This is a genomic window from Streptomyces sp. NPDC004838 (genome assembly GCF_053600955.1).
On record NZ_JBSGAW010000010.1, the window covers coordinates 66,224 to 79,071 of the forward strand.

At 71.1% G+C, this 12,848-nt stretch carries 11 protein-coding genes; 6 read left to right on the forward strand and 5 right to left on the reverse strand.

What is annotated here, in order from left to right; genetic code table 11:
• Positions 1-28: 28 nt before the first annotated feature.
• Positions 29-505: an Lrp/AsnC family transcriptional regulator gene (locus ACWEFL_RS13855; protein WP_451711306.1), complete on the reverse strand. Its 477-nt coding sequence runs from the start codon at positions 503-505 to the stop codon at positions 29-31.
• 147 nt (positions 506-652) lie between these two features.
• On the opposite strand from ACWEFL_RS13855, the gene hppD reads away from it, so the two are divergent.
• The 5 genes from hppD (at position 653) to ACWEFL_RS13880 (ending at position 6,203) form a co-directional block, all read left to right on the forward strand.
• Positions 653-1,798, forward strand: a complete 1,146-nt coding sequence (gene hppD / locus ACWEFL_RS13860; protein WP_451711308.1) for a 4-hydroxyphenylpyruvate dioxygenase — start codon at positions 653-655, stop codon at positions 1,796-1,798.
• A 380-nt stretch (positions 1,799-2,178) separates the two neighbouring features.
• A complete protein-coding gene (locus ACWEFL_RS13865) occupies positions 2,179-2,898 on the forward strand; it encodes a response regulator transcription factor (protein WP_451711310.1) in 720 nt (239 codons plus the stop codon).
• Positions 2,885-4,954: a sensor histidine kinase gene (locus ACWEFL_RS13870; RefSeq protein WP_451711312.1), complete on the forward strand. Its 2,070-nt coding sequence runs from the start codon at positions 2,885-2,887 to the stop codon at positions 4,952-4,954. The genes ACWEFL_RS13865 and ACWEFL_RS13870 overlap by 14 nt, the downstream gene beginning before the upstream one ends.
• A gap of 107 nt (positions 4,955-5,061) precedes the next feature.
• Entirely contained in the window at positions 5,062-5,457 is a 396-nt protein-coding gene (locus ACWEFL_RS13875; RefSeq protein ID WP_451711314.1) for a sortase-dependent protein, read from the forward strand.
• A 122-nt stretch (positions 5,458-5,579) separates the two neighbouring features.
• The gene (locus ACWEFL_RS13880) at positions 5,580-6,203 is read left to right on the forward strand and encodes a class F sortase (RefSeq protein ID WP_451711621.1); all 624 of its coding nucleotides are present in this window, start codon (positions 5,580-5,582) and stop codon (positions 6,201-6,203) included.
• Positions 6,204-6,567: 364 nt separating this feature from the next.
• On the opposite strand, the gene tgmC is transcribed toward ACWEFL_RS13880, so the two are convergent.
• From tgmC to ACWEFL_RS13900, 4 genes are all read right to left on the reverse strand, one after another.
• The gene (gene tgmC, locus ACWEFL_RS13885; RefSeq protein ID WP_451711316.1) at positions 6,568-7,800 is read right to left on the reverse strand and encodes an ATP-grasp peptide maturase system methyltransferase; all 1,233 of its coding nucleotides are present in this window, start codon (positions 7,798-7,800) and stop codon (positions 6,568-6,570) included.
• Complete coding sequence (tgmB, locus tag ACWEFL_RS13890; protein ID WP_451711623.1) at positions 7,797-8,759, reverse strand: ATP-grasp ribosomal peptide maturase; 963 nt, start codon at positions 8,757-8,759, stop codon at positions 7,797-7,799. The genes tgmC and tgmB overlap by 4 nt, the downstream gene beginning before the upstream one ends.
• Before the next feature lie 18 nt (positions 8,760-8,777).
• Positions 8,778-9,098 carry a putative ATP-grasp-modified RiPP gene (locus ACWEFL_RS13895; RefSeq protein ID WP_451711318.1) on the reverse strand — a complete coding sequence of 107 codons (321 nt, stop codon included), beginning with the start codon at positions 9,096-9,098 and terminating at the stop codon, positions 8,778-8,780.
• Between the two features lie 202 nt (positions 9,099-9,300).
• Positions 9,301-11,049, reverse strand: a complete 1,749-nt coding sequence (locus tag ACWEFL_RS13900; RefSeq protein WP_451711319.1) for a tetratricopeptide repeat protein — start codon at positions 11,047-11,049, stop codon at positions 9,301-9,303.
• 108 nt (positions 11,050-11,157) lie between these two features.
• Between ACWEFL_RS13900 and ACWEFL_RS13905 the strand changes: the two genes are divergently transcribed.
• Entirely contained in the window at positions 11,158-12,597 is a 1,440-nt protein-coding gene (locus ACWEFL_RS13905) for an FAD-binding oxidoreductase (RefSeq protein ID WP_451711321.1), read from the forward strand.
• Positions 12,598-12,848 lie beyond the last annotated feature (251 nt).

The following is a 12,848-nucleotide window of genomic DNA, read 5'->3' on the forward strand; positions in this document are numbered from 1 at the left end:
CTCCCTCACTTTCACTGCCCGAGGCGGCTCAGTCCGGGGCGTCGTCCGCGGCCTGCTCCACCAGCGGGATGATCCGCAGCGGCACCGGGTTCTCCATGACGATCGCCGTGGAGGCCCGGACGATGCCATCAAAACCGACAACCCGATCGATCACCCGTTGGAGATCGGCGTTGGAGCGCGCCACCAGACGGCAGAACATGTCCCCCTGCCCCGTCGTGGTGTGCAGCTCCAGCACCTCGGGGACGCCCGCCAAGTGGGCCCGTACATCGGTGCCTTGCCCCTGTTTGATCTCCAGCGTCGCGAACGCCGTCACGGGGTAGCCGAGGGCCGCCGGATCGACGTCCGGGCCGAATCCGCGGATGACTCCATTCGACTGAAGCCGGTCGAGCCTCGCCTGTACGGTTCCGCGCGCCACGCCCAGCCGCCGCGACGCCTCCAGCACTCCGATGCGCGGCTCACGGGCCAGCAGCACGATGAGCCGGCCGTCCAGATGATCGATCGCCATTCGGTGTCTCCCCGAGAGTCGTCCGGAACGCCATTCCGGTGGTCATCCTGTACAGAAAGTCCGGCCATCCTCCATCCGGGCTGGGCGGATTGCCCAGAGGAATGACGAACTATTGCGCACCTTGTGGATCGGGTGGAGCCTGCCCTTATGACTGAGACCATCGAGAACCACCCCACCACCGCGCGCGAGGCCGACCCCTTCCCGGTCAAGGGGATGGACGCGGTCGTCTTCGCCGTCGGCAACGCCAAGCAGGCCGCGCACTACTACTCCACCGCCTTCGGCATGCGGCTCGTCGCCTACTCCGGACCGGAGAACGGCAGCCGCGAGACCGCCAGTTACGTCCTGGAGAACGGCGCCGCCCGGTTCGTCTTCACCTCCGTCATCAAGCAGTCCACCGAGTGGGGCGGCTTCCTGGCCGGACATGTCGCCGAGCACGGCGACGGCGTCGTCGACCTCGCCATCGAGGTCCCGGACGCCCGTGCCGCGTACGCGTACGCCACCGAGCACGGCGCGCGCGGCATCACCGAGCCGCATGAGCTGAAGGACGAGCACGGCACGGTCGTCGTCGCCGCGATCGCCACCTACGGCACGACCCGGCACACCCTCGTCGAGCGCTCCGGCTACGACGGCCCCTATCTGCCGGGCTTCGCCGCCGCCGACCCGATCGTCGAGCCGCCCGCCAAGCGGACCTTCCAGGCCATCGACCACTGCGTGGGCAATGTCGAACTCGGCCGGATGAACGAGTGGGTGGCCTTCTACAACAAGGTCATGGGCTTCACGAACATGAAGGAGTTCGTCGGCGACGACATCGCCACCGAGTACTCCGCCCTGATGTCGAAGGTCGTCGCCGACGGCACGCTCAAGGTGAAGTTCCCGATCAACGAGCCGGCGATCGCGAAGAAGAAGTCCCAGATCGACGAGTATCTGGAGTTCTACGGCGGCGCGGGCGTCCAGCACATCGCGCTCGCGACCAACGACATCGTCGCCACCGTACGGGCCATGCGCGCCTCCGGTGTCCAGTTCCTGGACACCCCGGACTCGTACTACGACACGCTCGGCGACTGGGCCGGCGAGACGCGGGTGCCGGTCGAGACCCTGCGCGAGCTGAAGATCCTCGTCGACCGCGACGAGGACGGCTATCTGCTCCAGATCTTCACCAAGCCGGTGCAGGACCGGCCGACGGTCTTCTTCGAGATGATCGAGCGCCATGGCTCGATGGGCTTCGGCAAGGGCAACTTCAAGGCGCTGTTCGAGGCGATCGAACGGGAGCAGGAGAGGCGCGGCAACCTCTGAGCGCGGGGCTGGTCGACCCGGTCCGGCGGCTCGGCGGGCTGGTCGGCCCGGTGCGTCAGGTGGCCACGGTCCGCCCGGTGCGTCTGGTGGCCATGGTCGGCCCGGTGCGCCTCGGCGGTTCGCGGCCGTTTCTCAGCTGTTCCGGGCGGGTCCCGGCGGTTCTCGGCGGAGCCCGGAGAACCGCCGGGACCCGCCGTCCGTCCTCGCCGTCCTCGCCGTCCTCGCCGTCTCGCCGTGTCCCGAGGGGCCGTGGAGCCCCGTGAGGCCAGGGACCACCGGCGTAGTCCCGGCGCATCCCGGCGAGTTCAGAACACCCGCCGGGAACCATCGGTCCCGCCCGCCCCGCCCTCCGTTCCCGGGAGTTGCCTACGATCGTTGCCGTGTGCGCCCATGTGATGATCGCCGAGGACGACGACAAACAGGCCGAACTCGTCCGCCGCTACCTCGAACGCGACGGCCATGCCGTCACCGTCGTACGCGATGGCCGCGCGGCCATCGAATCCGTCCGCCACAGAGCGCCCGACCTGCTCGTCCTCGATGTGATGATGCCCAAGGCCGACGGCCTGGACGTCCTGCGCATCCTGCGGGCCGAGGCGCACGAACTGCCGGTGCTGATGCTCACGGCACGCTCCACCGAGGACGATCTGCTGCTCGGCCTCGACCTCGGCGCCGACGACTACATGACCAAGCCCTACAGCCCCCGCGAGCTGATGGCCCGCGTCCGCACACTCCTGCGGCGCACCCGCAAGGCCCCGTCCGCCGACACCGACCGTCTGCTGAAGGTCGGCACCCTGGTCATCGACCCCGAGCGGCACGAGGTCACCCTCGACGACACCCGGATCGACTGCACGCCCGGAGAGTTCCGCATCCTCGCCGCGATGGCGACCGAACCCGGCCGGGTCTTCACCCGGCAGCGGCTCCTCCAGGAACTCCACGGCTACGCCCGCTACATAGGCGACCGGACCGTCGACGTCCACATCATGAATCTGCGCAAGAAGGTCGAATCCTCGCCGCGGAGACCCACCCGACTGCTCACGGTCTTCGGCGTCGGCTACAAGATGGTCGACCCGGCGAAACGGGCCGACCGTGCGCAGCCGTAAGCCTCGACGGGCACGGCGGCCGGGGCGGGCGCAACGGCGGCTGCCGCTCCGCAAGAGTCTGCTGGGACGCCTGCTCGCCGTCTCCGCGCTGGTCGCCCTCTGCTCGGTCGGAGCCACCGCCTGGCTGGCCGCCCAGACCACCTCCGGAGCCATCAGGAAGGAGCAGGGGCAGAACCTCTCCAACGACGCCCGCGTCTACAACACTCTCCTCGGATACGCCGCCACCCACCCCGAGTGGGACGGCGTCCAGCAGACCGTGCGGGACCTTGCCCGGCAGTACGACCGCCGGATCGCCCTCACCACCGCGGACCGGCGGCCCATCGCCGACTCCGCCACCGGGGCCGCGCCCCCCGCGCTCCCGGAGAAGGCGTCGGCCGTCGTCGACCCGCTCTCGGCGGACACCGCGCTCAACCCCGCCGTCCAGCAGAACGGCGGCGAGACGACGGACCGCATCGACCCGCGCGCCGTCGGACCGTTCCAGCTGCCGCGGGCGGAACGCGCCCGGCTGCGCCAGACCGCGGAACGGATCGCGTCCTGTCTGCGCCGGTGGAACATCGAACCGAACATCCTGTACGCCCCGAGCGGCCGCCCGCACGTGGAGTTCCCCGGCAGCGAAGCCGATGAGAAATACCGCGACTCCATGTGCTCGTACGTCACGCTGGACGAGCCGACCACGACCGAACGCACGGCCCTCGCCGCACTCAACAAGCTGTCCGACGCCTGCCTGAGCCGCCAGGGACTGCGGCACGTTCCCCTGCGCCTCGACTCGTCGTCGTGGCGGGAGATGGGAGTCGTACGGAACGACATGAGGCTCGCCATCCGGCCCGTCCCCCTGGGCACCGTGGAATGGGGAGGCATCAGCGCGGACGGGTCCAAGCGCCTCAGTATGATGGTCGCGGACCGGGCCGTCTCGTCCTGTGTGGAGACCGCGCGCCGTGAGCAGCTCGCCACCTACGTCTCCGCCCCCGCACTGCTGTTCATCAGCGACCCCGACGGCACGACCGACCCCGGCTTCGCGCTCTCCCCGGACAACACCGCGCGCATCGCCGCGGCCGCCGCCCTCGTACTCGCCCTGACCGTCGGAGCGTCCGTGCTCGCCGCCACCCGGCTCGTACGGCCGCTGCGAGCCCTGACCGGAGCCGCCCAGCGGATGAAGGACGGCGAGAGCGGCGACCCCGTCCCCGTCCGCTCGGACAACGAGATCGGACGGCTGGCCGCCGCGTTCAACGACATGGCCGCGCACCGCGCCCGGTTGGAGACCCAGCGCCGGGAGATGGTCAGCGACGTTGCCCATGAACTCCGTACCCCGCTGAGCAACATCCGCGGCTGGCTTGAAGGAGTCCAGGACGGCATCGCCGAACCCGACCCCGCGTTCGTCTCCTCGCTGCTGGAGGAGGCCCTCCAGCTCCAGCACATCATCGACGACCTCCAGGACCTGGCCCAGGCCGACGCGGGTGCGCTGCGGCTCAGCCCGGGACCGGTCAGGATCGACGAACTGCTCGGTCAGGTCGCCGCCGCGCACCAGGGGAGGGCGGACGCGTCGGGCGTCACGGTGAAGGTCTCCGTCCCCGACAGGACGCCCCCGCTGACGGCCGATCCGGTCCGGCTGCGCCAGGCGGTCGGCAATCTGGTCTCCAACGCGGTGCGCCACACCCCGCGCGGCGGCGCGGTCACTTTGCGGGCGTACGGCAGCGAAACCCGGGCCGAGGGGGCCGAGCGCGCCGACGCGACGGGGGATCGGGCTCTCGTGGAAGAGGTCGTCGTGGAGGTCGCCGACACGGGCGAGGGCATCCCGGCGGACGATCTGCCGCATGTCTTCGACCGCTTCTGGCGGGCCGAGAAGTCCCGCAGCCGACGCACGGGCGGGAGCGGGCTGGGTCTCGCGATCGTACGGAAGCTGGCGGAGGCGCACGGCGGCCGGGCGGACGCGGTGAGCACGGTGGGGGAGGGGGCTCTCTTCACGCTCCGGCTGCCGGCGGCGGGCCCGCGGGTCCCCGGTCGAGACCCCGGCGGCGGACCAGGCGGCGACCCTGATGGCGACAACACAGCGATCTGACAGGTTCCTCACAACCTCGGTCCAGCCTGTCGGTGTGTCCGGACGGCCTGTCAGCACAGCGGCCGTTCCGGGTGCCACCGAGACCGAGCTGGAATGGAGCCATCCGTATGTCCCCACGCCTCACCCTGCGTTCCCTCGCCGTCGCCTCCTTGGCGATCGGCGCCGTGCTCGTCCCCGGCACCGCCGCCTCCGCGGACGAAAAGCCGAAGCCGAAGCCCTCGCCGTCTGTGGTGCCCCTCGGCGACTGCCGCATCTCCCCGGAAACAAAGGGGGACGGCGAGAAGATCAAGCTCTGTACGGGTACGAAGTGGGGCGGCGTGGTCCCGCGCGGCGTGGTCCCGCGCGGCGGGGTCGCGGCCGGTGAGCGGCCCGCCGCCGAGGAGAACGGCGGCACCGCCACCGCTACGACCACCGCCATCGCCGGAACGGCCGCCGCGACGCTGCTCGCGGCAGGCGGATACGTCCTGATCGGCCGCCGCAACGCGGCCCGCGGCAACGGCTGACCCGTCCCCATCCGCGGTGGCACGGTCACCTCACCGCTCGGACGGTGCCACCGCGAACCCGCCCCCGCCGCCGCTACCGCCGTCCCGCCGTCACCGTCGTTCCGCAGGCCCTGGAGCCCCCGATGACCCGCGCGTCCGTCCGTCACTCCCTCGCCCTCGCCCTCTCCCTCGGTCTGGCCACGGGCTGCTCCTCCGCCGCCGAACCCACCGCGACCTCGGCGTCCCCGCCGGCCTCGTCCGCCCCGTCCCCGAACGCGACCGCTCCCGGCCAGCAGGACCAGCCGAACCAGCCGGTCACGTCCGCCGCCGCGCCGGTCCGGGTCACCGTCCCCTCCCTCGGCATCAACAGCTCCCTGATGCGACTGGGCCTCAACAAGGACGGAACGGTCGAGGTCCCGCCCCCGGAGAAGGGCATGACCGCGGGCTGGTACACCGGCGCGCCCGCGCCCGGCGAGCCCGGAGCCGCCGTCATCATCGGCCACAACGAGACCAGGGACGGCCGGGCCGTCTTCAAGGACCTGAAGAAGATCGCCAAGGGTGCGGAGATCACCGTACGCAACACCAAGGGCGTCACCGCGCGCTTCACGGTCACCAGGACGGAGACCGTCAAGAAGACGGCCTTCCCCACGGAGCGCGTCTACGGCCCCACCGACTCCCGCGAACTCCGTCTGATCACCTGCGACGGCGGCTTCGACGCGGCGGGCCACCCCGTCGACAACCTCATCGTCTACGCGACCTTGCGCTGAACTCGCCCGTCCCCTGCGCCTTGTTTGAACGTGCGGGAGTGTCTAATCATCGACCCTGTCTCACATGCGGTGGTGACAGAACGTCATCGCTGATGTGCCTGGTCCGGGCTCCGAGGAGAGCAGTCGACGACGCACCGTCGAGCGGAACGGACACGGTATCCACGGTCGTGGCACCCGTGCTGGTCTGGGAGCGTTTCTGTCAGCCACGGCGACTACCTACCGTCACCACCGCATGTGAGACAGAGCCGAGTTCCGTACACGCCCCCGGCCTCCGGCTGCCAGTCCCACAGGTGCACGGTGGTGCCGGTACGCAGCGGTGCGCCCTGCTCCTCGATCCCCCGTCGCCTCGCCACGGTGAACAGGGCTAATGAAGAGACTGACCGCGATGGCCAAGGCTTCCCCCGCCGATCAGCAGGTCAGGCATGTGGGGGTGCTGTAGCCGGTGCTCAGTTCGGTCCACAGTGAGGTGGAACTCCTGCGGGCCGGGGCGGCCCGCTGCTTCGTAGGCCGTGAGCACTTCTTCGGCGCGGTCCCACAAACGGGTTGGCCCGGCCTGTTGTACATCAAGGTGTTCGCCGCTGGGGGTGAGCGTGGCGGTGGAGCCGGTGGTGGTGTCGATGAGGCGGGTGGTGCCGTCGAGGGTGGTGATCTGGGTGGTCGGCAGGGCGCACTGGATGAGGAACCGGGTGAAGAAGGCTTCCTCGGTGGCTTCGGTGAGCCAGGAGAGGGAGTGCTGGCTGGTGGTGGGGGACACACCGGTGAGGAGGGTGTTCCAGTGAGCGGGATTGCCGAAGGCGGGGGGCTGGTGGGGGCGGGCGAGCATGAAGGAGACGGTGCCCGGCAGGAGGGGGCCGGTGGCTGTGCCGTCGTCGTGGATGGTGAGGAGGGTGCGGGCGAAGGCGAACTGCCAACCGCCGAGCGTGGTGAGGATCTTCCCGCCCGGGCGGGTCTGGGCGATCCACATCGGCGGGATGGCGCGCACGGAGCAGGCGGCGACGATCCGGTCGAACGGGGCGGAAGGCCAGTAGCCGTACAGACCGTCGGCGATGGCGAGGTCGGGGGTGTGGCCGAGGCCGTACAGGCTGGTGGCTGCCTGGTCGAGCCGGTGGGCGTCGACTTCGAGAGAGGTGATGGAGCCGGATCCGTAGCGTTCGCAGGCCAGGGCGGTGGAGTAACCGGATCCGGTGCCGATCTCCAGGATGTCCTGCCCTTCGCTGAGGTCCGCGTCCTGCCACATGCGCACGACCAAAGACGGCAGGGTGGATGAAGAGGTAGGGCTGCCTCCGTCCCGAGGGGTCGGGTTGTCCCAGTGCGGTTCCTCGCCGTCGAGCTGGGTGACGAGTGTCTGGTCAGTGTAGGCGGCGCTCAGCCACCGGTCGGGATCGAGGCGGGCGGTGACGGGCTCCCACCAGGTCATCCCCTGCGGTGAGGGTTTCTCGGCGGGCAGGTAGAACCCGGGCGTGAACGCGTGCCGTGGCACGGTCTCCAAAGCCCTGCGCCACCCCTTGAACTCGCCGGGTTGCGCGACGGCGGCGGCCAGCTCCCCGCGCAGGGCCAGCGCCCGTTGCTCCAGATCGGTCTCGCGGGCACCGGTCATGCGGTGGGTCCTTCCATCAGCAGGCGGGCGAAAGCAACGGCGATCTCGGTGGAGTCCGGCAGCCATCCCCACTGTCCATTGGGGTTGCACTCGATGAACGTGAACCGCTCCGGCGCACCCTCGGGCAGGTCCTCCCTCAAAGCGAAGTCGAAGCAGCCGAACACCAGCCCGAACTCGTCCAGGTAGGCGAACAGCGTCTCCGCCACCTCCGGCGGCACGGACACGGGCCGGTGCTCCAAGGCGTCCCAGTCGCCTCGGCGCCAGTCCAGCGCCCCGTCCGGGGTTGTGATCCGCTGCGCGAAGATCCGTCGGCCCACCACGGTGATCCGGGCATCCGCCGTCTTCGGCACCTCGGCTTGGAAGAGGTGGGCCGTCAGGACAACAGAATCATCCAGCGATTCCGGGTCTACCCGCTGCGTCCAGATCGCACCCGCCAGACCGTCGCCTGACACCGGCAGACCCCGGAACGCCTTGTAGACCACCGGACGGTGCACGGCCATGAACTCCCGTGCCTGCTCCGGGGCGTTGGTGATCAGCGTCGGCGGGACCACCAGCCCGATCCTTGAGGCAGTCTGGAGCTGAGCCGCCTTGAACTCCGCGCGGGCGACGGCGGCGGGATGATTCACGTACTGGCAGCTCGGGAGATTCGCCAACACACCCCCGAGGCCGTGTCTCGCCTCTGCCGCGGCGAAGGCCCGCACCTGCTCACCTGCACCCTCGAGGTGCGGCATAAGCCAGGGATTCGGCCGCCGGTAGTACACGGCCCCGATCTCCTCCAGTGCCACCGCGCGGCTCGGAGTCCGCAAAGATCCCGACCACCCCCGCACGCCCAGGGCCGCCCCGAAAACGAGATCAGGGCCGATGCCCGCCGGATCGACGCGCACCACCCGCGCACCGAGGGTGTTCAGCTCCTCGATCACGAGGTCTGCGGTGACGTCTTCCAGGGAGGTCACCACCATTACCGTCTGGCGCACCGGCTAGTCGGATTCAAAGTCGGTGGTGACATCGTCCTGGACTTGAGGCTTCGGCGCCTGACCATCGCCACCGCCCGATCCCCCGGACATCGATGCCGTCCCCTTCGTTTTGCTCGTGCCGTGCTTCCCCATCTCGACGACCGCACCGTTCGCGTCGGTGTAGCGGGCCAGCTGTGTCACGGGGTCCAGCTCCACCCGCGCATACGGCGGCGGAGACACCGGCAACCGGTCAGTGACCAAACGTAATCCCCACGGAGCGTCCAGCATCGACCCGCCTCTCGGCTTACCCGACCAGACCGTCCCGGGCACCTGCCTCCAGGACATCAATACGACGTTACGTGCCCTCCCGCCCCGAGCACCAGTGAACCCGGAAACGTCCGGTGAACCCTTACGGGTTCGGGGTGCGGTGGTGTCCGCTGGTTCCGGGGCGGGACCGGGAGGCCGCCCGGGGTTCTCCTACGAGGAGGGAGTGGCCCTGACAGAGAGACGGCGGTCCGGGCGCGGCGTATCGCACTACCGCGAGCCCTCAGTCGGTCCCCGCCCCCGCAGGCGCGCTCGTGCCTGGCGTCGAAGGACCAGCCCCCGGTGCCCCCGGCGGCGACGGCGACTCCCGGCGTGGCCCCGCACTCGGACCGGCGTCGGCACCGGGCGCCGATCCCGTACCCGTACTCGCGGTGGGCTCCGCGCCAGGCCCGGACCCCGCGCCGGACCCGGACGCCGCTTCCGTACTGGCATCGGGACGGGGACCCGAACCCGCGCCGGGCCCCGTACCTACAACCGACCCTGTACCCGCGCCGGGCCCCGCGCCCGGCCCCGGCCCGGATCCTGCATCCGAGCCCGCCGCCCCCGTCCGCTTCTGCCTCTCCCCGTCCTCGTTCTCGTTCTCCCCGCCCTCCCGGTCCGCGCCCTCACCCGGCCCTCCCGCCGACGGCTCCCCCAGAGCCTTCAGCGTGCCGCGCGCCGCCGGAGCGAGCAGCGGAGAGAAGTGCGGGTTGATCCGGAGCGCCTCGGCGACATGGCGGCGCGCCGGGCCGTAGAGGCCGAGGGTGCGTTCGATCTCGCCCCGGTGGTAGGAGAACAGCGGGCTCAGCGGCCCCTCGTCCGTCGCGCGCCTGGCGAAGGGCAGCGCCTCGTCCGGCCGCTCCGCCCGGAACAGCGCCCATCCCAGCGCGTCCGCGATCTGAACGCTGTGCCGGCCCCGGTCCCACTCGGCCCGCAGCCGGCGCACGGCCGCCTCGGGCTCGCCGTGGTCGGTCTCGTACCGGCCGAGGACCAGTTCCTGGTTGACTCCGTGCGCCGCAGCCCGCTCCGCGGACCGCCGCATCCGCTCGTACTGGCCGGCGGCGTCCTCGCGGAGGCCCAGCGACTCGTACAACTCGCCCGCCTCCAGCGCGTACTCGGGCAGCGGCGTCCTCACCAGCGCCGCCTGGTAGTCGCGCAGAGCGTCGTCCGCGCGCCCGAGCGCCGCCAGCGCCCGGCCCCGCGAAACCAGCGACGCGTAGTGGTCGGGGGCCAGCCGCAGCACCTCGCCGTAGGTCTCTGCCGCCTCCCGAGGCTCGCCCCGCTCCCAGGCCAGCTCGCCGAGCCGCCAGAGCGCCGCCGCCTTCTCCGGCCGCGCCTTCGCGGCGGCCACCGCGTCCGACGCGTTCACCGCCGCGTCCTCGCGCCAGCCGCGGTCGCGGTAGACCCGCGCGGACACGCTCCGGGCCCGCGACCCGTCGGACAGCTTCCGGAGCGTCTCCAGCGCGGTTTTGGTGGCCTCGTAGTCACCGAGCCCGCTGTACGCGTCGATCAGCGCGGGATACACCGTCCACTGTCGCGGCTTCCGCTCCCGCGCCCGCTCGGCGAAGTCAAGGGCCGCGGGAAAGTCCTGGCGCGCGTTGGCCAGCACCGCGAGCCCCAGCAGGGCGTCCGTGTTGCCCGCGGCCTCCGGCCGGGCCTCCAGTGAACGGCGCAGCGCCCTCTCCGCCTTTGAGAACGCGGCCCACTCCGCCAGCCGCGACCCCCGCTCGGTGTACGCGGAGCCCAGCGTCGCCCAGGACTCCCCGTCCCGTGGGTGCTTCCGCAGCCACCGCTCCCGGTCGGCGATCAGCGCGTTCAGATCCGCGAGCGACGAGGGCACGCCCGAGCCCGCCGCCGCTCCGGCCCGCGCGGCCGGTCCCGGCGCGGGCCCCGGACCCTGCCCGCCGCCGGGGACGGCCACGAGGATCCCGGCGATCAGCACCGCCGCGACCAGCGCGCCGACCGCCGTGTTCTTCATCACTTCGCCGTTCATGATGATCACTTTGCGTCAGTGCACCGCCGGTACGAAGAACGCACTCCGCCCTGTGCGGTGGAACGGAGCCGGGTTCACACCGATGGCCCCGAGTGCGACGCTGGAGCCATGAGCGATCTTTCTGACCTTCCCGATTTTCTCGATGTTTCCGGCCTTCCCGAATCTTCCGGTCATCCCGGCCACCCCGAACTCCTCACGCGACTGCGTGCCGGACTCCCCGCCGAGGCCCTGATCACCGACCGGGACGTCATGGAGTCGTACGGACGCGACATGGCGAGCTTCTGCGACGCGGGAGACCCGGCCGTCGTCGTCCTGCCGCGGACGGTCGAGCAGGTCCAGCATGTGATGCGTACGGCGACGGCCCTGCGGGTCCCCGTCGTCCCGCAAGGGGCCCGTACGGGACTGTCGGGCGCGGCCAACGCCTCCGACGGCTGCATCGTGCTCTCGCTCATCAAGATGGACCGCATCCTGGAGATCAGCCCGGTCGACCGGATCGCCGTCGTCGAACCGGGCGTGATCAACGCCGCGCTCTCGCGCGCGGTGGACGAACACGGCCTCTTCTACCCGCCCGACCCCTCCAGCTGGGAGACGTGCACCATCGGCGGGAACATCGGCACCGCGTCGGGCGGCCTGTGCTGTGTGAAGTACGGGGTGACGGCGGAGTACGTACTGGGACTCGACGTGGTCCTCGCGGACGGACGGCTGCTCTCCACCGGCCGCCGCACCGCCAAGGGAGTCGCCGGATACGACCTCACCCGGCTTTTCGTGGGCTCCGAGGGCAGCCTGGGCATCGTCGTCAAGGCGGTGCTGGCGCTCCGTCCGAAGCCGCCCGCGCAGCTCGTCCTGGCGGCCGAGTTCCCCAGCGCGTCGGCCGCCTCCGACGCCGTCTGCGCGATCATGGAGCGCGGCCACACCCCGTCGCTGCTGGAACTGATGGACCGTACGACGATCCGCGCCGTCAACGCCATGGCGAACATGGGCCTGCCCGACTCCACCGAGGCCCTGCTGCTGGCCGCCTTCGACACCCCCGACCCTGCGGCCGATCTGGCCGCCGTCGCCGAACTCTGCGAGGCGGCCGGGGCCACCGAGGTCGTCCCCGCCGACACGGCCGCCGAGTCCGAACTCCTCCTCCAGGCCCGGCGTCTGTCGATCATCGCTCTGGAGGGTCTGAAGTCCGCGACGATGATCGACGACGTCTGCGTACCCCGCTCCAGGCTCGGCGCGATGATCGACGGCACCGCCGCCATCGCCGAGAAGCACGCGCTCACCATCGGCGTCTGCGCCCACGCGGGCGACGGCAACACCCACCCCGTCGTCTGCTTCGACCACACCGACCCGGACGAGTCCCGGCGCGCCCGCGAGTCCTTCGACGAGATCATGGCCCTCGGCCTGGAACTCGGCGGCACGATCACCGGCGAGCACGGAGTGGGCGTACTGAAGAAGGAGTGGCTGGCCCGCGAACTCGGCCCGGTGGGGGTGGAACTGCAGCGCGGCATCAAGCGGGCCTTCGATCCGCTGGACATCCTCAATCCGGGCAAGCTCTTCTGACGCCCAGCAGGGCCCGCCGGTGTTCGTGCGAGCCCGGCGGGGGCCCCGCCGGGCTCTTCCGGGGCTCGTGTGAGGTCGGCGGGGACTCCGCCCGGCGCCCCGTCCGGTCTTACGCACGGCCACGTGCGCGGCGGCCCGTACGGCAACTCGCACGGCGGCTCGTCCGACCGCCTGTCCGGTCTCACGCGCGGCGGCCTGTCCGACCGCCCGTCCGGTCTCACGCACGGCCGCTCGTCCGGCCACTCGCGCGG